Origin of the sequence: Ramlibacter monticola (assembly GCF_016722785.1) — a bacterium.
In the GTDB taxonomy this organism is placed as follows: domain Bacteria; phylum Pseudomonadota; class Gammaproteobacteria; order Burkholderiales; family Burkholderiaceae_C; genus Ramlibacter; species Ramlibacter monticola.
The window spans coordinates 274,098-294,917 of the sequence record NZ_JAEQNE010000008.1 but is presented as its reverse complement, the minus strand read 5'-3'; the positions used below and the strand labels follow the sequence as shown (position 1 = coordinate 294,917).

Genomic DNA, 20,820 nt, shown 5'->3' with positions numbered 1-20,820 from the left:
TTCGGGTCGGAGTCGCTGCAGGTCAGAAGGGCTTGTCGCCCATGATTCCGGCCCGTTCCATCTTTCGATGGCAGGGCGGGTAGTCCATCACGGCGTAGTGCTGGGTGGACCGGTTGTCCCACATGGCCATGCTGTTCGGCTTCCAGCGGAAGCGCACCTGGTATTCGGGGATGAAGACCTGGCTGATCAGGTAGCGCAGCAGGTCGGAGCCGCCGTGCGTGTAGTCCTGGCCGACGCGCACGTTGGCCGGGGTGTGGAAGTTGGTGAAGTGCGTCGTGAACGCGTTGACGAACAGGATCTTCTCGCCCGTCTCCGGGTGCGTACGCACCACCGGGTGCTCCGCGTCGGGGAACTGCGCCTTCAGCGCCAGCCGCTTCTCGATCGGCATCGCCGCGCCGAAGCTGGCCTCGATGCTGTGGCGGGCGCGCAGGCCGGCGATCTGCTCCTTGACGGTGGCGGGCAGGTTCTCGTAGGCGAGCGCCATGTTGGCCCACATCGTGTCGCCGCCGACCGGCGGGCATTCCACGCAGCGCAGCACGCAGCCCATGGGCGGCTGCTCGCGCCAGGTGGCGTCGGTGTGCCAGGCGTTTTCGTAGCGGTCGTTCGGCGATTCGGGCGACTTGTAGATGCGCACGAGGCCCGGGTTCTCGGGATCGCTGCCGGCGACGGGGTGGTCCTCCAGCTCGCCGAAGTGGCGGGCGAAGGCGACGTGCTCGGCGCGCGTGATGTCCTGGTCGCGGAAGAACAGCACCTTGTGCTTCAGCAGCAGGGCGCGGATTTCGGCCACCATGCCGGCGTCGCGGGAGGCGACGCCCAGGTTCACGTTGACCAGCTCGGCGCCGATCGCGCAGGTGAGTTGCTCGACGCGGATCGAGCGGCTGAGCTCGCTGATGACGGCCGGGGCCGCGGGGGTCTTGGACGGGGTTGAAATTGCCATGGCTTGTCTCCTTGGATGGAGAGAAGGTTAGGCGGCCCACCCCTTTCCGGCCCCCCCATCGCCGAGGGGGCGCGGGCTTTCCCCGGGCCCCCCGGGGGGCCGGTTCAGGCCTCGTCGGCCAGGAACCCCAGGATCCGGGCGCGCCCCACCACCTGCTTGCGGGTGCCCGCGTCCAGCTTGGCGAACAGGTTCTTGACGTGCCACTTGATCGTCTCCTCGCCGACCTGCATGGCGAGGGCGATCTCCTTGTTCGTCAGGTTGCGCGCGAGCAGCTCCAGGACATTGCGTTCCTTGGGGGTCAGCGCGGCCGTGGCGGGGGCGCGCATGGCCTCGCGCGGACGCGCCTGCGGGGGCGCCGCCGCCGGCGCCGCCGGGGCCGTCCGCACGGAGGCGTGGCGGACCCAGTCGGCCAACTGCGGATGCGCGTCGTCGAACACGGCCTGCAGGTCGACGGCCTGAGCCAGGGTGACGACCTCCTGCAGCAGCACGACCGAGCGTTCGGAGGCGCGGTCCAGCACCCAGGCGCGCAAGGCCATGGCCTCGATGCGGTCGCGGCCCAGCTTGTGCCCCACGGCGATCGCCTCGGCCTTCTCCAGGAAGGGCAGCGCGCCGCGCCAGTCGCGCGCCGCGATGGCCGCGTGCGCCCGCGCCACCAGCAGCAGACCCTCCACGCCGTGCAGCCACAGGGGGCCGCGGGGCGTCGCGGCTTCGTCGAGCAGCTGCTCCATCTGCCGCAGCAGGGTGCGGCAGGTCTCGACCCGGAACTCCCGCGCATGCAGGCGCACCTGCTCGCCGAGGCTGGCGAGCCGCAGCCGCGGCAGGCGCCGGGCCATGCCGACGGCATCCAGCTCCCCCAGGAGGGCCAGCGCGCGCTGCTCGTTGCCCGCCGAGCGGGCGGCCCGCGCCAGGGTGCGGAAGGCCTGCAGCACCGCTTCGGGCAGGCCGCTGCGCTCCAGCACGTCGAGGCGGTCGGTCAGCAGCATGGTCGCCTCGTCGGCGAGGCCGCGCTCCCAGCGGGCGGCGGCGAGCGCGGCGGCCAGCACGCTGGCGAAGGAGCTGCGGCGCCCGAGGTCGCTCTCGGCGCTGGCCAGGGCGGGCCCGAGCAGCTGTTCCACCATCAGCGGCTGGCCTTCCCACAGGTACGTGAGTCCGACGATGTAGCCACCCCACCGGTCGACGTAGCCCGCGACCGGGAAGGCGTGGGCTGCCCGCTGCTGGCGCAGGCGCGCCAGGGCCGGTTCTCCTTCGAGCAGCGCGCGGAGGGCGGCACGGTTGGCGTGGACCTGCAGCAGCGCGTCGTTGGCGATCGGCGGGCGCTCGGCCCAGGGATCGTAGAGCGCCGCGAAGGCGTCGGGATCGTCGGCGAAGATCGCGGCCGCGCCCAGGATCAGGGCGGCTTCGCAGCGCAGCCCCTGGTCGGTCTCGGGCTGCGCCAGGATGCGATCGAGGTAGCGTGCCGCCTCCTCGTGGCGCTCGCTGATGGCCAGCGACCAGGCCGCGGCCAGCAGCAGGCGCGGCCGCCGGTCGAGTTCCTGCGGGGGCGTCTTGGCCAGCCAGTCCAGCACCGCGGCCTGGTCGCCACGGGTCATGAGGGATTCGTAGAGGCTGCGCTCGGCGAGGTCGTAGGCCTTGTCGTTCTGCCCGCAGGCCAGCGCGTGCGGGGCGGCGGCGTCGAACATGCCCTCGGCCAGCAGCCAGTCGCAGGCGCGCGCGTGCACCTGCGCGCGTTCGGCCGCCGGCAGGGCCTCGAAGCGCTGTTGCAGCGCGCCGCGCGCCAGCGCATGCATGCGCACCCAGCCTTGCAGGTCGCCGCCCACGAAGGCGGGCGTCTCGCGCATCAGGCGCTCCAGCCGCGCGGGTGTCTCCGGCGCCGGCACCAGCGCGCTGCACAGCGCCGGGTGCAGGTACTTGACGGGGCTGACCCGGGTGAGGAAGTCGAGGTCGGCCGGATCGAGCTTGCCCAGCATGAGCGACACGAACTGCTCCGGCGGCGCAGCGCCCCCCGCCAGCGCGAGTTCCGCCGCGCGTCCCGAGGGATCCGCGCTGAGGGCGAGCTGCAGGGCGAGCGGCCAGCCTTCCGTGATCTCGTGCAGCCGCGCGACGCGGTCGCGGTCCAGGGCCGGCCCCAGCCGCTGTTCGGCCAGGCGCAAGGTCTCCGCCAGCGTGAACCGCAGTTCGGCGGCGCCCACGCGCACGCACTGGCCGTACGAGACCAGGTCGTCCACGCCGAGGTCGACCTCGGCGCGCGCCGCCACCACGCAGCGCAGGTTGGATGGTGCGTTGCGCACCAGGTAGCCGAGGGCTTCGCGCACCACCTCGCGCAGGCGCTCGGCCTCGTCCACCACCAGCACCAGGTCCATGGCGCTCTGCGCCACTTCGGCGAGCCACAGCGTGACCCCTTCCAGGCCGCCGGCGGCGACGCCTTCCAGCAGCACGTGGCCGAACGTCGGACGTCCGGCACCCACCCGCACCGCCAGCGCGAGGCTGCGCACCAGGCGCTCGACGTCGTCTCGCGCCTGCGCGTTGACCCAGGCCACCGCCGCACCGCGCGCGAGGTATTCGAGCCGCCATTGCGCCAGCAGGGACGTCTTGCCGAAGCCGGGCGGCGCCTGCACCAGGACCGCCGCGCAATCGCGCAGGGCGGGGCCGTCCGCCGCGAGCTGCTCGCGCGCGAGCAGGTTCCTCGCCGCGCGCGGTGCGGTCACCTTCAGGAGCAGGTCGCTGGGGCGGACGGGGATATCAGCCACGTGGGAAATGTAACGCCGAGTGCACTCAGGGTTGGCCCTAGCCCCTCTGCGTGGGGGGGCTCGCGGAGCTTACTGTTTTTTACTCTGCGGGTCTTCTTCCTAAACCGTGCCGACGAGAACTTCATGAGATATCGCCTTGCCTTGGCCGCCGCGCCCCTCCTGGCCGCCTGCGCCCCCGCCTTTGCCCAGAGCAACGTCACGCTGTTCGGCGTGTTCGACGCGGGCCTGCTGTATATGAGCTCCGAGAGCGCCAGCCGCCTCGGCTACATTCCCCGCCCCGAGGCCGCGGGCTCGAACGTCCACTTCAAGGACGGCGGCCTGGGCGCCAGCAACTGGGGCATGCGCGGACGCGAAGACCTGGGCGGCGGCCTGGCGGCGACCTTCCGCCTGCAAGGCAACTTCAACGTGAAGGACGGCACGACCGGCGGTCCGAACAGCCTCGGCACCACCTCCTTCTTCAACCAGTACGCCACGGTGGGCCTCACCGGCAACTGGGGCGAAGTGACCCTCGGCCGCACGGTCTCCCCGATGTACTGGGCGCTCGCGAGCACGGACGCCCGCGGCGGCCGCTACTTCGGCTCGGCGCTCACGGGCCTCGTGGGCATGAACAGCGCCAGCGGCGCCTTCATCGGCAACAACTCCAACGTGGCCTTCGGCACGGTCTACAACGACAACGCGATCGTCTACAACTCGCCCGCCTTCTACGGCCTGAAGGTCAGCGCCGAATACGCCTTCGGCGAGACCCTGGACAGCACCAAGGCCAATTCGCAGCAGGCCCTGACCGCGATCTACGAGGCGGGCGGGCTGCGGCTGTCGGGCCTGGTCTACAACGGCTACGGCAACAACCTGCCCGCGGCCACCACGCTGTTCACCGCCGCCACCGGCAGCGCGGCGACCGGCGCGGCCGCGGCGGCAGCCAGGGGCTTCTCGCCCACTGCCAACACCAACCGCCTGAGCTCGCTCGGCGCCGCCTATGCCACCGGCCCCTGGAACTTCGCCGGCGGCTTCTTCTGGGCCCGCAACCCCTCGCACGCGATCGTTCCCGGCGGCTCGGACAGCCTGAACATGTGGCACGCCGGCGTCGGCTACAAGCCCCTGGCGCACATCAACGTGACGGCCGGCTTCTACCGCGTCGACGACAACAAGAACGAGGGCAACCACGCGACCCAGTTCGCGGCCGGCCTCGAATACTCCCTGTCGAAGCGGACCACGTTCTACGTCGAGGGCGCGGCCGTCCGCAACACCGGCGCCAACATGAACCTGAGCCCGGTCTATGCGACCACGGTGGCGGCGAACAAGAACGTGACCGCCTTCATGACGGGCATGCGCCACACGTTCTGACGGCCCGCCCTACATCCGAAGCGGGCGCCGGGAAATTGGACCAGAGGGCCGCTTCCGGGGCGGAGCGGTCTTCGGTACAACGATGACGCGGCGGGGCATGCAGTCCCTTCCGCGTCGTCCTACAAAGGCAGCCCCATGAACAAGTCCGAGCTCGTGCATGCGCTCGCGGCCGTGACGGAGACAACCCAGGATTCCGCCGCCAAGAACCTGGACGCCTTCCTCCGCATCGTGTCCGACGAACTCTCCAAGGGCGGCGAGGTGGCGCTCGCAGGCTTCGGCAGCTTCCGGCAGGCGGAGCGCTCCGAGCGCGCCGGCCGCAACCCGAAGACCGGCGAGGCGATCACCATCGCGGCCAGCAAGACGGTGAAATTCGTGCCGGCCACGGCGCTGAAATCCGCCGTGAACGGCAGCGCGCGGGAGTGAGCGCCGCGGGCGCGGCCCGCACCCTCCACCGCCGATGGGACGTAGGTCCCATTCCGGGGCGACCCCCCTGGGACCACCATGCGCTGCGTCCCAAGGAGTTGCCATGAACCCCCACACCGTCGTTGCCGTCCTCGTCGCCTGCGCCGCCGCGCTGGCGGGCTGCCAGACGCCCCAGACGCCCCAGGACAAGGAAGCCATGGCGGCGAAGCAATGCCAGACCTTCCGCAGCTACCTGCCCGCCCGCGCCTACGTGGACGTGCTGGAGTCCTGCACGCGCCAGCTGGGCGACGCCTACTGCCGGCAGTGCCTCGCCCAGTAGGCGACCGCGCCGCGTCATTCACGATCGTCACGAACCCGGTCCGGCCTTCGCGCTTCGCGTAAGCGTTGTTGGGATTCGTTTCGCGCGCGGGCCGGTGGTCGTAGCCCCAAAGCCGCATGGCAGGGGCTCATGGACGGCGCTATGTTGGCGAACGCCCGCGCGTCGGCGGGCCAGGAGCAGGCATGAAAGCGAGCGTTCTTCCGGCTGCCCGGTCCTTCGTGCTGGCGTGCCTGCTGGCCGCGGCCATTCCCGCCGCGCAGGCCCTCAGGCTCGGCGAGCAGGCGGAGAGTGCGCGGCGCGCCACCGCCACGGGCACCGTCACCGCCGTCGATGCAGCGGCGCGGATCATTCGCGTCAAGGGCAAGCGCGGCGAGTTCACCTTCCGGCTCGATCCGAAGGTGCGCGACGCGGAGCAACTGAAGCCCGGCGACAAGGTGAAGGTGGAGTATGTCGCGGCGTTCGCGATGACGCTGCGGCGCGGCGGCGAGGAGAGCCGGGCGAAGGTCGAATCGGAAGCCGAGGCGCGCCGGCAGGCGAACGGAGCGGGCGCCTCGGGGCCGGTGCCGATCACGATCGTGACCAAGGTGCTGGCGGTGGACCGCGGCGCCGGGACCATCCGCCTGAAGGGCCCCGAGGGACGCGAAGTCAGCTTCCAGGTGCGCGACAAGGCGGACCTCGCGGGCGTGCGCGTCGGCGACCAGGTGGTGGCGGTGGTCTACGAGGCCGTCGCGGTCGACGTGGTGTCGGCGGGGAAATGAGCAGTGGCCTCGAGGCGCCTGCCGGGCAGCACCTGCGGCAGCGCGAGCTGGAAGGTGGCGCCCTCGCCGGGCCGGCTCAGCACCGTCAGGCTGCCGCCATGCGCGGTCGCGATGCGGCGGCAGATCGCCAGCCCCATGCCCAGCCCGCTCTGCTTGGTGGTGAAGAAGGGTTCGAACACGCGGTCCATCCGGTCCGCCGGGATCCCCGGGCCGGTGTCGCTGACCGTCACCTGCACCGTGCCGTCGGCTTCGTGCGAGGTGCTGACCTCCATCACCTTGCCATGCGTCTGCGCGTCCATCGCCTCGCAGGCGTTGCACACCAGGTTCAGTAACAGCTGCTGCAGCTGCACGCGGTCGCCGCGCACCTGCGGCAGGTCGGGTGCGTAGCTCGTCTTCAGCTCGACCGTGCGCACCAGGAACTCGCTGCGGACGAAGTCGAGGACGTCGCGGACCAGCTGGTTCAGGTCCACCTGCACGAATTCCTCGTCGCCCTTCTTCATGAGCAGGCGCAGGTGGTGGATCAGGAGGCCCGCCCGCTTGTCGGATTCCGCGATCTCGACCAGGATGGCGCGGATCTCGGCCACGTTGAGCGGTTCGTGCGCGAACAGGCGCAGGGCCGCCTGGGCATTGCTCAGGATGGCGGTCAGGGGCTGGTTCAGTTCGTGCGCGATGGTGCTGGAGAAGTCCGACAGCGAGGCCACCCGGGTGAGGTGCGTGAGCTGACGGCGCTGGTCGTAGGCGTCCTTTTCGGCCTGGCGCTGGCGCGTGATATCACGCAGGATGGTGATGTGGCACGTCTCGCCCATCAGCTGCACGGGAGCGATCACCAGCAGTGCCACGTGCACGCCGCCCTGGCGGTCGGTGAGGACCACTTCCGTCTCCTGCGCGCTCCCGGGTTCGGACTTCAGGCTGCGCACCCGGTCCCGGCTGGCCGGCGACAGGTGCTCGCCGAGCGTCGCGAGGCTCTGGGCATTCGACGGATACCCGAGCAGCTCCAGCCAGCGCTTGTTGGCTTCGACGATGCCGCCATCACGCGCCCGCGTGATCGCGATGGCGTCCGGTCCCTGCCGGAAGGCGGTGGAGAACAGCTCCTCGGAGCCGCGCAGCATGCGTTCCGCCTCCCGGCGTTCCACGACGGCCGCCGCGAGCAGAAGCAGCAGCACGGCGACGCTGCTCAGGAACAGCTGGATCGGCAACGGGTCGTTCTGCACGGCGGCCAGCAGGAACGGGCCCCGCCCGTGCGCCGCGCCCCAGATCACGAGGAAGACGACGATGGCGTAGGCCAGGCTGGAGAGCGCCGGCCCGAAGCGCAGTGCCGCCCACACGAGGAAGGGAACCGGCAGGTACAGCAGCGTGGGCGGTATGCCCGAGTCGACGACCCCGGAGTCGAAGACGACGATGCTGGTGGCGAACAGGCCGGCGACCAGGCACACGATCTCCATCAGCTGCGCGGGCGTGACATGCCGCCGCACATCGAGTTCGGCGGTGCTCCAGGTCACGAGCACGGGTACCACGGTGAGCGTGGCCAAGAGGTTCGACGACACGCGGATGCGCCAGAGCGTGGCGAAATCGGTCGTCCCCCAGCCCACCAGCTGCACGAAGGCGGCATCGAGGAAGGAACTCAGGAGGGCGGCGACCGCGGCCGCGCAGCAGAATGCGACCGCCGACCGCAAGGTCCTCAGCTCGCAGTTGTCGGCGAAGCGACGAAAGACGAGCGCGCCGATCAGCGCCTCGCTGGCGTTGCTGGCGAACCAGCACAAGACCAATGGCGTCGGGACGCCATGCGGCAATTCGGCGAACAGGTGCGCCGGTAGCGCGCCGGCGAACACCGCCCACCATCTCCGCCTTGGCGTGACGACCAATGCACCGAGAAGGAGCGCATTCGGTGGCCACAGCACGGAGAGGGGCATCGGCGAGAAGGTCAGCGCCAGCCCTATGCGTGCGCCCGCGTAATACGCAAGCCCCACCAGCACCGCGATGCGGAAGGTCTCCCAGTGCGGGTCCGCGTTGAAGGTACCGCGGCGGACCTCGGTGGCATCGGCCATGCGTTTATCCTTGTTTGACTCGGCGGAAGCGGGACGCGTCTCCCTCCGCCGGCGAGCTGCCCATGCAACTCCAATCCCAGGAAGGCGCTGAAAAGCCGGGCAACGAACCTTGGGACCACACGCGCTCGGCGCGCACAACCTGTCCCAACGAAAAGTTACTTAGTCGAAATGCCCGCTTGACCTTCTCGTGTCGATTTCTACACTACGCCTACAAATTCTGCACGGCATTGCGGCTGCCCGCGTGCCCGGAAGGGGGAAAAGTGGACCCAGTCAGCATCGCTCCCGGTGAGCGGCAAGTTCCGTTCGTGCCCAGCCAGCAGCCTGCGCGCATCCACGTCGTCGACGACGACGCCAGCATCTGCAGGGCACTCGAACGGCTGCTTCGGATCGAGGGCTACGACGTGGTGACCCACACCAGCGCCGAAAGCTTCCTCGGCTCCTACGACCCGGACGTGCACGGCTGCGTGATCCTCGATGTCTCCATGCCTGGCCTCGACGGCCTCGGGCTTCAGCACTCGCTCGTGGCGCAGGGGCGGCACCCCGCGATCATCTTCCTCACCGGCCTGGCCGACGTTCCGCTGTGCGCCTCGGCCATGCGCGAGGGTGCGGTGGATTTCCTGACCAAGCCCGTCGGGGAAGAGGTGCTCCTGAGCGCGATCGCGCGCGCTCTCTCGGTGGACCTGCGGCAGCGCTGCGTCGTCGCGCGGCGCGCGCACGTCGAGACCCTGATGGCGTCGCTCACGCGGCGCGAGCACGAAGTGCTCCAGCACGTGATGAACGGCCGCCTGAACAAGCAGATCGCCGCCGATCTGGGCACCGCGGAAAAGACGGTGAAGGTGCATCGCGCGCGAGCGATGGAGAAGATGCAGGTGCGTTCCGTGGCCGAACTGGTGCGGCTCGTCGAGCGCGCCCTGCTGTCGCCCGAAGCCGCCTGAGGCCCTCCGAGGCCCCCTCCGTCGGCCGTGGGACCAAGGTCTTATTGGTGCCTTGGGCACAAAGCCTTAGCGTTCCCGGATGCAACAGAACGCATGTCTCGTTGCCGTGGTCGACGACGAACAATCGGTGCGCAACGCCCTCGGGCGTCTCATTCGCACCGCTGGCTTCGCCGTGGAGACCTACTCGTCCGGCGTCGAGTTCATGCACTCGGTGCAGCGCCAGGCGCCGCAATGCGTGGTGCTCGACCTGCGCATGCCGGTCGTCAACGGGATCGACATCCTGCAGGCCATTCAGAAGCTTCCGTCCCGCGTCCCGGTGGTGATCATCACCGGCGATGACTCCGCGGACAGCCGCGAGCGGACCTTGCGGATGGGCGCGGTGGCGTACCTGCGCAAGCCGGTCGACGACGCGATGCTGCTGCATGCGATCGAGAGCGCCGTCGTCTCCGCCGCTTGATCCCTCCCGCCCGCGCATGGACCAGGGTCCGTGGCGAGCACCTCCCCGCCGCCCTGACATCGTTCCACGCGACTCGCGCGCATTGGGCGCGCGCCTCTGCAACGGCCTGCTGGCGCGCGGCGACGCACGACGACTTCGAAGAGTGGCGGGGCGCCGGCGCGCGGTGAACAACCGTAAGCGGGGCGCTGTTGGCCCAAGGTCCCATTGGCAGTTGCGGCCATCGGAACGATCCTGCGGACTCCCCCGGGAGAAGCGTGCGAGAAGCGCCGCGTCGGGACCGACCAACGCGTCTCCCCGGGTCGGGACCAGAAGGCGCGACGCCTGGCCCGCTGGCTGTCGAAGCCAGCGGGCCTTTTTTCCTTCAGAGCAGCCACTCGATCGGCAGGATGCCGAGCACTCCCATCCACATCACGCGCAAGGGCCCGACGCCCGGCGTGGAGGTGTGGCGGACTTCGCCGGCCTCGGTGCGCTCGATCCACTCCACCGAGTCACCGCCGGGCGCGAGCACCGCTTCGTAGGCCTTGCGCGGCACGTCGCGGTCGAACGCATCGCCCAGCGTGGAGGCCAGGCGCGCGCTTTCCAGCACCACGCCCATCTCGGTGTTCAGGCGCGCCGAGCGCGGATCCAGGTTGAAGGAGCCGACGAAGATGCGCGCGCGATCGACGGCGAAGGTCTTCGCGTGCAGGCTGGCCCCCGAGCTGCCGCCGCTGCCGCCCGGCGCCCGGTCGGAATCCTTGTCCCGGGTCGCGCCGGGGGGCAGGGCGGCCGGCGCCAGCTCGAACAGGCGCACGCCGCCGCGCAGCAGTTCCTTGCGGTAGCGCGCGTAGCCGGCATACACCGGCCCGACGTCGGTGGCGGCCAGCGAGTTGGTGAGGATGCGGATGCGGACGCCGCTCCGGGCGAGCGCCAGCAGGGCCTGCGTGCCCTCCTCGCCGGGCACGAAGTAGGGCGAGACCAGCAGCAGTTCGCGCTCGGGCCGCCCCAGCGCCTCGGTGAGGAGCGGCAGCATGTGGAGGTCCTTGCGCTCGGGCGGGTTCACCACCTTTTCCGGCGGGTCGGCCACCAGGCGCGCGGGAACCCATTCGAGCGCCGCCTCGCCGGCCAGCATCCGCTCCGCGACGCCCAGCCTGCGCACGGCTTCCATGTACCCGGAGGCCTGCACGCGGCCGCTCAGTTCGTCCAGCTGTCGCTGCGCGGCGGCGCGGGTCGCCTCGTCCAGGGGGGGCAGGATGCTGGCCGCCGGATAGGCGACTTCGCTGTTCCAGTAGCGGTCGAAGGAATCGGAGATGTCCCGCACGACGGGGCCGGCGACCACCACGTCGAGGTCGGTGAAGGCCACGCTGGTTTCGGCCCCCATGTACTCGTCGCCCACGTTGCGCCCGCCGACCACCGAGGCCTGGTTGTCGACGGTGAACGACTTGTTGTGCATCCGGCGGTTGACGCGGGAGAAGTCCGACACGTAGTCGCCGATCCGCCAGCCCCGGTTGGCGAAGGGATTGAACAGCCGCAGCTCGATGTTGGGGTGCGCGTCCAGGGTGGCGAGCAGGGGGTCCAGGCCCTTGGTGTTGATGTCGTCCAGCAGCATGCGCACGCGCACGCCGCGTTCGGCCGCGTCCCACAGCGCGCGTGCCAGCAGGGCCCCGCTGACGTCCGCGTGCCAGATGTAGTACTGCACGTCGATACTGCGCTGGGCGGCCTGCGCCAGCGCGTGCCGCGCGGCGAAGGCCTCGCGCCCGGCGACCAGCGCGTGGGCCCCCGACCGGCCCGGATGCGCGGCGGCCGGCGGACCGAGCAGCCGGCCCAGCGTCGTTTGAGAAGTGTCGGTGAGTGCGAGCGTCGTCACCCGCGGCGGCGCGCCGGGCAGGCTTGCGCACGCGGCGAGCGCGAACGCGAACGCCACGGAACGCACGGTCCTGGACAGGCTGGCGCCCATGCCGGCCACTGTGCGTTGCGCGGCGCTCTGGCGTGGACTCCGTTCCGGCTAGCGCGAAGTCGGCTTGTCTTCGAGGCGGCCGGAACCCTGCTTGCTCACTTCCTTGCCTTCGGCCTGGCGGGCTGCCTTCGCGGCGGCCTTTTCCTCGGCGGTCGCGGGCTTCTTGCTGGAATGGCCCTTGTGCACCGGGTCCTCCAGGCGGCCCTCGTCCTTCTTGGCGATTTCCTTGCCGTGCGCCTGGCGCTTGGCCCTGGCGGCCTTCTTTTCTTCCTTCGTCGCCGGCTTGCTCGGGGCGGCCCGGCCCTCGCCGGGGGTATCCGACTGCGCGAACACGGCAGGCGGAGCGACCAGCGCGGCGATGAAGGCGGCAATGCAGAGACTGCTCTTGAACATGGGATACCTCCAGAACGGGTGGCGGCTCCTTCCGGGGTGGAGGGCGTCTCAGCCACCACGCGGCATGATGCGGGCTGCAGTCGACTCGGCACAGTGGGCTTTGGTCCCATGTCGGTGCGCCGGGGCGCCGGAAAGAATCGCGCGATGCTGCCCGAGCACCGCCTGACCGCCTGCTGCAGGCGGCAAGCCGTGCTCTGGCTGGCGCTGCTCGCGCTGGCGGGCCCCGCTCCGGCCGGGATCCTCGATTCCCTCAAGGACCCCGAAGACGGCCGGCTGGACCTGTCCGAGTGGCTGCTGGAACGCAAGGGCGCCCTGCTGGTGCCGTTCTTCATCACCGAACCCGCCGTGGGAAATGGCGGCGGACTGGGGGCCGTGTTCTTCCGCCAGGCGGGGCAGCAGCCTGACGAGGCGGCCCCCACGCGCGGCGGGCCACGCACGCCGCCGGACATCTATTTCCTCGGCGGCGCCGGGACCGAGAACGGAACCAAGGCGGCCGCCGCGGGCGGGCTGGTGACCTTCGACCAGGACCGCTACCGCTGGCGCGGCGTCGTCGGCCGCGTGAGCCTCAATCTCGATTTCTTCGGGACCAGCGCCACGCCGCTGGGCTACAACCTCGACGGGTGGGCTTCGGTGCAGCACGCGATGTTCCGCATCCGCGACAGCGACTACTGGATCGTCGGGCGCTGGAACTACCTGGATCTGTCGAACCGCTTCGACCTCGAGCCGGTCTCCGGGAGGCTGGGCGACCTGGACCGCAGCAAGCGCGCCTCGGGACTCGGGCTGTCCCTCGAGGCGGACACCCGCGACAACATCTTCACGCCGTCGCGGGGCTGGACCGGCTCCATCGACCTGACCTGGTACGACCCGAAGTGGGGCAGCGACACCAACTTCCAGACCTATCGGGCGCATGTCTTCGGCTACCTGCCCGTCGGCCGCTCGCTGGTGCTGGCCGGCCGCGCCGACGCGCGCTCGGCGGACGGCCGCGTGCCCTTCTACATGCTGCCCTTCGTCGACCTGCGCGGCGTGCCGGCGGTGCGCCTGCAGGACCGGCACACGGCGGTGCTCGAAGCCGAGGCGCGCTGGAACGTCGATGCCCGCTGGGCGCTGGTGGGCTTCTTCGGCGGCGGCCGCGCCTGGGGGCGCAACGGCAACTTCTCCGAAGGCGCCGATGCCTTCACCAAGGGCGTCGGCTTCCGCTACCTCATCGCCCGCAGGCTCGGGATCTACGCGGGCATCGACTGGGCCTGGAGCAACCTGGACCGCGCGTGGTACATCCAGGTCGGGTCGGCCTGGCGCTGAGCGTCATTGGCCCAAGGTCCCATCGCCATGCGGGCGGTGGCGGCGAAGACTGTCCTCCATGAACGCGATCGCCATCGCTCCAGCGCCGGTCGAGGCGGAGGGCATGGTCCGCCCGCCTGCGCCATGGGCGCAGCGCGAGGACTGACGCACGGAGGTGGACATGCATGACCGCGAACTGGATCGCCGCAGCGTCGAACGCCGCGCCGTCGAATCGGCGATCTGGGGCATGCCCCTGGTCAGCGTCGATGCGATGCGGCAGGCTTTCCTGCGCGATGCGGGCGGCCGCTATGACGACATCGTCTACCTGTCGAAGCAGGCCGATTGGAAATTCCAGGTCACCACGCCCAATGCGTCCTCCTGGTATGCCTATATCCCGCTGAACACCGCGGGCGGACCGGTGGTGCTCGAGATCCCGCCCGCCGAGGGAGCCGGCCTGTTCGGCAGCCTCAACGACGCATGGCAGGTGCCGGCCGCCGACGTGGGGCCCGCCGGGTCCGATGGCGGACGCGGAGGCAGGTACGTCGTCCTGCCGCCCGGTTGGAGCGAATCCGTGCCCGCCGATTGCTTCGTCGTGCCCCTGCCGACTTTCAACGGGTATTCCCTCCTGCGCGTCATCCCCAGGACGACGGCCCCCGACGATGTGGCCCGGGCCCTGGCCCTGGTGCGCAAGGTCCGGGCCTACCGGCTGGCCGACGCGGCCGACCCACCGCTGCAGCGCTTCGTCGACATGGCCGGCAAGCCCTTCGAGGGCATCGCGCGCTTCGACGACACCTTCTTCGACAGCCTGGCGCGCATGGTCCAGGAAGAACCTCTCGCGCAGCACGATCTCGTCGCGATGGCCTTGCTGCGCTCCATCGGCATCGAGAAGGGCCGTCCGTTCCAGCCGGACGCAGGCCTGCGCGAGATCCTGCGCGGCGCCGCCATCGAGGCGCACGCCGATTTCATCGCGGGCCTCCGCGCCCTGCCGGCCTACTGGTCCGCGCGGCAGTGGACCTTGCCCGCCCGGCCGGTCGGCGCCGAGACGGGCTTCACCTTCATGACCGGCCAGCTGCTCGACATCGACGCGCGCGGCGAGCTCTTCTACTTCGGCTGCGCACCCGCGCGCAGGCCGGGCGCGGCCACCTTCTACCTCTCCTCCTGCGCGGATGCGGGCGGAGCGCCCCTGCAGGGCGGCCGCAAGTACCGGCTGCGCGTGCCGCCCGACGTCCCCGCGCAGCAGTTCTGGGCGGTGACGGTGTACGAGCTCGAGACCTGCGCCTTCGTGCGCGGCGCCGAACGCATCGAGCTCAACTCGTACGACGAAGGCGTGGCCCGCAATGCCGATGGTTCGGTGGACGTCACGTTCGCCCCGCGTCCCCCCGCCGGCGGGAAGTCCAACTGGGTCGCCACGCCCGGCGAGAAGCCGTGGGTGGCGATGTTCCGCCTGTATGGCCCGGGCGCCTCCCTCTTCGACAAGAGCTGGAGCCTGGCGGACATCGAGGCTCTCTAGGAGGACCTTCCGTGGAAGGCCGCGCCTACCCGGATGGCACCAAAGTCCCATAGCGGCCGCCGGTGCGCTGAATACAGTCCAGTTCCCCTCACGCCAGGAGCCTGCCGTGGACCTTTCCGCCGCCGAGACCTTCCTTCGGGTGACCTTGCTGGACGTCGGCCTCAAGGTGCTGGCCGCGATCGCCTTCTGGGTCGTGGGGCGCTGGCTGATCGGGCGCGTGATCGGCATCGTGCGGGCAACGATGAACCGCAACAGCATCGACCCGACCCTGACGAAATACCTGGGCTCGATCATCAACATCGCGCTGAACATCGCCCTGGTGCTCGGCATCCTCGGCTACTTCGGGGTGCAGACCACCTCCTTCGCGGCGATGCTGGCCGGTGCGGGCGTGGCGATCGGCGCGGCCTGGAGCGGCATGCTGGGCAACTTCGCCGCCGGTGCCTTCATGCTGGTGCTGCGCCCGTTCAAGGTGGGTGACTTCGTCACCGTGGGCGGCGTGACCGGGACCGTGCACGAGCTGGGACTGTTCGGTACCACCCTCATCACTCCCGACAACGTGATGACCCTGATCGGCAACGGCAAGATCTTCGCCGACACGATCCAGAACTTTTCGACCCTGCCGGTGCGCCGCGTGGACCGCGTGGCGCAACTCTCCGGCGCGGTGGACCTCGCCGAGGCGCGGACCCGCCTGCGCGAAGCGGTCTCGCGGATCCCGAACGTGCAGACCTCGCCCGCGCCCGAGGTCAACCTGCTGGACCTGAACCTGCTCGGCCCGGTGATCGCGGTGCGGCCCTACTGCGACAACCAGCACTACTGGCAGGTGTACTTCGACACCAACGAAGCCATCGTGCGGACCTGCAAGGAAGCGGGCTGGCCGGCGCCGACCCCGGCCAGCATCACCATGCTCAGCGGCTTGCCGGAATTCGAACGGCGCGGCGAACTGAAGGGCCGCACGGGCCTCGAAGCCGCCGCGATGTGAGGATCGCCCCGGAATCCCTCAGTGCCGTTAAGGATAAGAACTAAGGACTGAACGGGGTCGCGCCGCTATCCTCCCGTGCTCGGTCGGCAGCAGCCTCGGCTGCCACAGCAGTACCTGAACGAGGCATGGGGGAGACAAGACAATGCAGTTCGCCAATGGCGATTTCCGGGTGGAAAGCAGCCACCCCATCTCCGGGGCGCTCTGGCCCGCGCCTGGAGCAGCCGAGTACGCGGTGAGCAGCCGGTCCGTCGCGATCGCGCTGGCCGCGAAATGCTTCGTGCCGCAAGGCAACGAGATCCGCGTGGTGCACGTGCCGAGTGGAGAGATCGTGTTCCGCAAGGGGGAGGGCGCCGCGCCCGCCCCGGAACAGCAGGCCCGCCAGAGCCAGCCGGCCTCGCACTGAGCGTCCGGCCGGCGGCCCGGCGTGCCGCGCCGCCGCTGAGCCAGGCTACCAGTGGTAGCCGACGGACAGGGTCAGGCCATCGACCTTGTGGTCGCTCTGGTTGGAGTAGCGGATCCAGTCGATGCCGGCGTAGAAGTTCCGGTTGAAGCGGTAGTTGGCCCCGATTCCCCACGAAAAGTCGTCATCGCTCTGGGTGGCGTTGAGCCCGCTGGGGCGCGCCTCGACATTCACCTTGGTGTGCGCCCAGCCGAGGCGCGCGAACAGCTCGAACTGGTTCATGGCGTACTTCGGCCGCACCCAGATCCCATACAGGGCCTTGGCATCGAAGCTGACGTTGTTCGAGACGCCGTTCACGAGGATGTCCCGGTCGTCTTTCTGGACCCCACCCCCGAGGAAGCCTTCCACGGCGAGCATCGGATGGAACTCGTAGCCGAGGACGCCCCGGATCGCGCCCGGGCGTCCGCTGGTGCCGAGGGCATCGACCTTCAGGAAGGTGTAGCCCAACTCGCCGTACAGGCCGGTGAGGGGCGGCATCTGCATCTGGGCCTGGGCAGTGCCCACGAATGCGAGTGCGGTGGTCGCCGTGAGGATGGTTCGTTTCATTTGGATTTCCCTAGTATTTGAGCGTGTCCTTGCTGCCAGGGCTCGGGGGAGCCCATTGCAGTGTCCGGAACGGGGCTGGAAACAGTCTATTGGACGAAGGGGCCATCCACGCGGGATGCGGCGCGCGCGCCACGGCCGTGCAGGCTAGCTGCTTGCGGATCCCGCCGATCCGTGGCTGCGCCGCGCGTCTTTCAGGACGTCCGCGATCAGGAACGCGAGCTCCAGGCTCTGCGAGCCGTTGAGGCGCGGATCGCAGGCGCTGCGGTAGCGGCTGGAGAGGCCTTCGTCCGTGAGGGCCTGGGCGCCGCCGCGGCACTCCGTGACATCCTCGCCCGTCATCTCGAAGTGCAGGCCCCCGGGGCAGGTCCCTTCCTGCACGTGGGCGGCGAAGAAGCCGCGCACCTCCTGCAGGATGCGTTCGAAGTCGCGCGTCTTGTAGCCGCTGCTCGAAGTGACCGTGTTGCCGTGCATGGGGTCGCAGCACCACACGGGCGTGCGGCCCGCGCGGCGCACCGCGCGCAGCAGGGGCGGCAGGCGCGCGGCCACCTTGTCGCTGCCCATGCGGGCGATCAGGACCAGCCGCCCGGGCTCCTGCCGCGGGTCGAGCCGGTCCAGCAGGCGCAGCACGTCGTCGGGATCGGCGGCGGGGCCCAGCTTGACGCCCACCACGTTGCGGATGCCCCGCAGGTATTCCACGTGCGCGCCCTCGACCTGGCGCGTGCGCTCGCCGAGCCAGAGCATGTGGGCCGAGCCGCCGTACCAGCCGCCCGCCCGCTCGCTAAGGCGGGTGAGCGACTCCTCGTAATGCAGGTGCAGCGCCTCGTGCGAGGTGTAGAACTCCACGGCATGCAGCTGCGGTGCCCGGGCCGCGTCGAAGCCGCAGGCCTCCATGAAGGCGAGGGACTGCGTGATGCGGTCGGCCAGCTCCTCGAAGCGTTCGCCCTGGGGGCTGGAGCGCACGAAGTCGGCCGTCCAGCGGTGCACCTCGTGCAGGTCGGCGAAGCCGCCCTGGGCGAGCGCCCGCAGCAGGTTGAGGGTGGCGGCGGAATGCGAATAGGCCGTGAGCAGGCGTGCCGGGTCGGGGCAGCGGGCCTCGGCGGTGAACGCGCTGGCGTTGATGATGTCGCCGCGGTAGGAGGGCAGGGTGACGCCGTCCACCGTCTCCTGCTCGGACGACCGCGGCTTGGCGAACTGGCCCGCGATGCGGCCCACCTTCACCACCGGGCAGGCGGCGGCATAGGTCAGGATCACCGCCATCTGCAGGATGACGCGGAAGGTGGACTCCACCGGCGCCTGCCCGAACTCGTCGAAGCTCTCGGCGCAGTCGCCGCCCTGCAGCAGGAAGGCCTCGCCGCGCGCCACGGCGGCGAGCCGCTCGCGCAGCTGCGCGATCTCGCCGGGGAAGATCAGCGGCGGAAGGGCGGCGAGGCGCCGCTCCGCGTGCGCGAGCGCGTGCGCCTCGGGATAGGCCGGCAGCTGCAGGGCCGGGCGGCCGCGCCAGGAGGAGGGGGACCACTCTTGCATGGCAACCATCTTAGACCGCCGCTTCCCGTCGTTCCCGCGCACCTCTTCGTCATTGCCGCGAAGGCGGGAATCCAGGGCGGCCCCAAAAGCGAAAAGCGCCGCAGCGCGGCGCTTTTCCGGATCCCCGCCTGCGCGGGGATGAAGGCGAACCGTCTTCAGTGCCCCGAAGCCCCGGAGGCGCCGAGGCCGGTCTCCGAGCGCACCTGCTGCGCGTCGAACGCGGCACGCTCCTTGGCGGCCTGCGCGCTGCGGTCCAGGATGGAGAACAGCCAGATGCCCGCGAAGCCGATGGCCATCGAGAACAGGGCCGGCGAGGTGTAGGGGAACCAGGCGCTGCCCTTCGGGTTGCCCAGCGTGACTTCCCACACCGAGGGCGACACCACCGTGAGGCCCACGGAGGAGACCAGGCCCAGGAAGCCCCCGATCACCGCGCCCTTGGTCGTGCAGTCCTTCCACAGCACCGACATGAACAGCACTGGGAAGTTGGCCGATGCGGCGATGGCGAAGGCCAGCGACACCATGAAGGCGATGTTCTGCTTCTCGAAGGCGATGCCCAGCAGGACGGCGATGAAGCCCAGCGCCAGGGTGGTGATGCGGGAGACCTTCAGTTCCTTGACGCTGTCGGCCTTGCCCTTCATGAACACCGTGGCGTACAGGTCGTGCGAGACGGCCGAGGCGCCGGAGAGCGTCAGTCCGGCTACCACCGCCAGGATGGTCGCGAAGGCCACCGCGGAGATGAAGCCGAAGAACACGTCGCCGCCCACGCTCTTGGCCACCAGCACCGCGGCCATGTTCGAGGTGCCCGCACCGCCCTTGATGATGCCCTTGGCGACGTCGGCGAACTCGGGGTTGGTGAGCACCAGCGCGATGGCGCCGAAGCCGATGATGAAGATCAGGATGTAGAAGTAGCCGATCCAGGTGGTGGCCCAGAACACCGACTTGCGCGCTTCCTTCGCGTCCGGCACGGTGAAGAAGCGCATCAGGATGTGGGGCAGGCCCGCGGTGCCGAACATCAGCGCCATGCCGAAGCTGATGGCGGAGATCGGGTCCTTCACGAAGCCGCCAGGCTGCATGATCGACAGGCCGATCTTGGACGCCTCGTCCGGCGACTTGCCCGCGTTCTGCGCGATCAGCTTCTTCACCTCCACGCCCTTGGCGAACAGCGCCTCGGGGCTGAAGCCGTACTGCGCCAGCACCATGAAGGCCATGAAGCTCACGCCGCACAGCAGCAGGATCGCCTTGATGATCTGCACCCAGGTGGTGGCCGTCATGCCGCCGAACAGCACGTAGATCATCATCAGCGCGCCCACCAGCACCACGGCGATCCAGTAGTCCAGGCCGAACAGCAGCTTGATCAGCTGGCCCGCGCCCACCATCTGCGCGATCAGGTAGAAGGCCACCACCACCAGCGTGCCGGAGGCGGCGAAGGCGCGGATCGGCGTCTGCTTGAAGCGGTAGCCGGCGACGTCGGCGAAGGTGAACTTGCCGAGGTTGCGCAGGCGCTCCGCCATCAGGAAGGTGATGACGGGCCAGCCCACGAGGAAGCCGATCGAGTAGATCAGGCCGTCGTAGCCGGTGGCCATCACGGCCGCGGAAATGCCCAGGAAGGACGCGGCGGACATGTAGTCGCCCGCGATGGCCAGCCCGTTCTGGAAGCCGGTGATGCCGCCGCCAGCGGTGTAGAAGTCGGCCGCCGAGCGGGTGCGCGCGGCAGCCCACTTGGTGATCCACAGCGTTCCCATCACGAAGATGGCGAACATGGTGATGGCCGTCCAGTTGGTGGCCTGCTTGGCCGCCTGGCCGGGGCCGTCGCCGGCGGCCAGGGCCGCCAGGGGCGCGGCGAGGACGGCCAGCGCCGCGAGGGTGCGAAGGATGCGGCTCACTTGACTTCTTCCTCGAGGATGGCGCGCGTCAGCGCATCGTATTCGTTGTTGGCACGGCGCACGTAGAAGCCCGTGATGAGGATGGTGAAGATGATCACGCCCATGCCGATCGGCACGCCGAGGGTGGTCACGCCGGAGCCGATCGGCTGCGACAGGAAGGGCTTGTTGAACGCGATCAGCGAGATGTAGCCGTAGTACACGACCAGCATCGCCGCCGTCAGCGCCCAGCCGAAGCCATTGCGCTTGCGCCGCAGTTCCTGGTACTTGGGGTTGGCGCGGATGCGCTCCGTCACGTCGTCGAGGCGCGGCGACTGCGCTTTGCCCTTGTTGGCACCGGGCATGCCCCGGGCGA

18 protein-coding genes and 1 pseudogene are annotated in these 20,820 nt (G+C 70.0%); 10 read left to right on the top strand and 9 right to left on the bottom strand.

Translation table 11 applies throughout. The annotated features are described in order from the left end of the window. Window positions 1-22: 22 nt before the first annotated feature. Together JJ685_RS25820 and JJ685_RS25815 are read right to left on the bottom strand one after the other, a co-directional pair. Complete coding sequence (locus tag JJ685_RS25820; protein ID WP_201677278.1) at window positions 23-871, bottom strand: TauD/TfdA dioxygenase family protein; 849 nt, start codon at window positions 869-871, stop codon at window positions 23-25. Between the two features lie 170 nt (window positions 872-1,041). Continuing rightward, a complete protein-coding gene (locus JJ685_RS25815; RefSeq protein WP_330901847.1) occupies window positions 1,042-3,684 on the bottom strand; it encodes a LuxR C-terminal-related transcriptional regulator in 2,643 nt (880 codons plus the stop codon). A gap of 123 nt (window positions 3,685-3,807) precedes the next feature. On the opposite strand from JJ685_RS25815, the gene JJ685_RS25810 reads away from it, so the two are divergent. The 4 genes and pseudogenes from JJ685_RS25810 to JJ685_RS25795 all read left to right on the top strand — a co-directional run bounded on the left by JJ685_RS25810 (window position 3,808) and on the right by JJ685_RS25795 (window position 6,525). Further along, on the top strand, window positions 3,808-5,025 hold the full coding sequence (locus tag JJ685_RS25810; protein ID WP_201677242.1) for a porin: 1,218 nt from the start codon (window positions 3,808-3,810) through the stop codon (window positions 5,023-5,025). A gap of 129 nt (window positions 5,026-5,154) precedes the next feature. Beyond that, window positions 5,155-5,448 (top strand): annotated as a pseudogene (locus JJ685_RS25805) (HU family DNA-binding protein); the annotation flags it as partial. A 103-nt stretch (window positions 5,449-5,551) separates the two neighbouring features. After that, the gene (locus JJ685_RS25800; protein WP_201677240.1) at window positions 5,552-5,767 is read left to right on the top strand and encodes a hypothetical protein; all 216 of its coding nucleotides are present in this window, start codon (window positions 5,552-5,554) and stop codon (window positions 5,765-5,767) included. Window positions 5,768-5,949: 182 nt separating this feature from the next. Then, window positions 5,950-6,525: a hypothetical protein gene (locus JJ685_RS25795; protein WP_201677239.1), complete on the top strand. Its 576-nt coding sequence runs from the start codon at window positions 5,950-5,952 to the stop codon at window positions 6,523-6,525. Here JJ685_RS25795 and JJ685_RS25790 read toward each other — a convergent pair. Further along, complete coding sequence (locus JJ685_RS25790; RefSeq protein WP_201677238.1) at window positions 6,483-8,570, bottom strand: MASE1 domain-containing protein; 2,088 nt, start codon at window positions 8,568-8,570, stop codon at window positions 6,483-6,485. The two genes, JJ685_RS25795 and JJ685_RS25790, sit on opposite strands and share 43 nt — an antisense overlap. A gap of 260 nt (window positions 8,571-8,830) precedes the next feature. On the opposite strand from JJ685_RS25790, the gene JJ685_RS25785 reads away from it, so the two are divergent. Beyond that, the gene (locus tag JJ685_RS25785) at window positions 8,831-9,505 is read left to right on the top strand and encodes a response regulator transcription factor (RefSeq protein ID WP_330901846.1); all 675 of its coding nucleotides are present in this window, start codon (window positions 8,831-8,833) and stop codon (window positions 9,503-9,505) included. A 79-nt stretch (window positions 9,506-9,584) separates the two neighbouring features. Further along, entirely contained in the window at window positions 9,585-9,962 is a 378-nt protein-coding gene (locus JJ685_RS25780; RefSeq protein ID WP_201677236.1) for a response regulator transcription factor, read from the top strand. 361 nt (window positions 9,963-10,323) lie between these two features. On the opposite strand, the gene JJ685_RS25775 is transcribed toward JJ685_RS25780, so the two are convergent. Next, the gene (locus tag JJ685_RS25775; protein WP_201677235.1) at window positions 10,324-11,895 is read right to left on the bottom strand and encodes a phospholipase D family protein; all 1,572 of its coding nucleotides are present in this window, start codon (window positions 11,893-11,895) and stop codon (window positions 10,324-10,326) included. A 48-nt stretch (window positions 11,896-11,943) separates the two neighbouring features. Then, window positions 11,944-12,288, bottom strand: a complete 345-nt coding sequence (locus tag JJ685_RS25770; RefSeq protein WP_201677234.1) for a hypothetical protein — start codon at window positions 12,286-12,288, stop codon at window positions 11,944-11,946. A 144-nt stretch (window positions 12,289-12,432) separates the two neighbouring features. Here JJ685_RS25770 and JJ685_RS25765 point away from each other — a divergent pair, with 144 nt between their 5' ends. The 4 genes from JJ685_RS25765 to JJ685_RS25750 all read left to right on the top strand — a co-directional run bounded on the left by JJ685_RS25765 (window position 12,433) and on the right by JJ685_RS25750 (window position 16,458). Continuing rightward, complete coding sequence (locus JJ685_RS25765; protein WP_201677233.1) at window positions 12,433-13,587, top strand: BamA/TamA family outer membrane protein; 1,155 nt, start codon at window positions 12,433-12,435, stop codon at window positions 13,585-13,587. A 160-nt stretch (window positions 13,588-13,747) separates the two neighbouring features. Continuing rightward, window positions 13,748-15,076: a DUF1214 domain-containing protein gene (locus JJ685_RS25760; protein ID WP_201677232.1), complete on the top strand. Its 1,329-nt coding sequence runs from the start codon at window positions 13,748-13,750 to the stop codon at window positions 15,074-15,076. Window positions 15,077-15,182: 106 nt separating this feature from the next. Continuing rightward, window positions 15,183-16,055: a mechanosensitive ion channel family protein gene (locus tag JJ685_RS25755; protein WP_330901845.1), complete on the top strand. Its 873-nt coding sequence runs from the start codon at window positions 15,183-15,185 to the stop codon at window positions 16,053-16,055. 142 nt (window positions 16,056-16,197) lie between these two features. After that, a complete protein-coding gene (locus JJ685_RS25750) occupies window positions 16,198-16,458 on the top strand; it encodes a hypothetical protein (protein WP_201677230.1) in 261 nt (86 codons plus the stop codon). Window positions 16,459-16,503: 45 nt separating this feature from the next. On the opposite strand, the gene JJ685_RS25745 is transcribed toward JJ685_RS25750, so the two are convergent. From JJ685_RS25745 to JJ685_RS25730, 4 genes are all read right to left on the bottom strand, one after another. Continuing rightward, window positions 16,504-17,061 (bottom strand): porin family protein, encoded by a 558-nt coding sequence (locus tag JJ685_RS25745; protein ID WP_201677229.1) that lies wholly within the window; start codon window positions 17,059-17,061, stop codon window positions 16,504-16,506. Window positions 17,062-17,205: 144 nt separating this feature from the next. Continuing rightward, complete coding sequence (locus tag JJ685_RS25740) at window positions 17,206-18,585, bottom strand: class II 3-deoxy-7-phosphoheptulonate synthase (RefSeq protein WP_236599265.1); 1,380 nt, start codon at window positions 18,583-18,585, stop codon at window positions 17,206-17,208. Between the two features lie 155 nt (window positions 18,586-18,740). Beyond that, on the bottom strand, window positions 18,741-20,468 hold the full coding sequence (locus tag JJ685_RS25735) for a cation acetate symporter (RefSeq protein ID WP_201677227.1): 1,728 nt from the start codon (window positions 20,466-20,468) through the stop codon (window positions 18,741-18,743). After that, window positions 20,465-20,809, bottom strand: coding sequence for a DUF485 domain-containing protein (locus tag JJ685_RS25730; RefSeq protein ID WP_201677276.1), 345 nt, complete (start codon window positions 20,807-20,809; stop codon window positions 20,465-20,467). The genes JJ685_RS25735 and JJ685_RS25730 overlap by 4 nt, the downstream gene beginning before the upstream one ends. Between the last annotated feature and the right edge of the window lie 11 nt (window positions 20,810-20,820).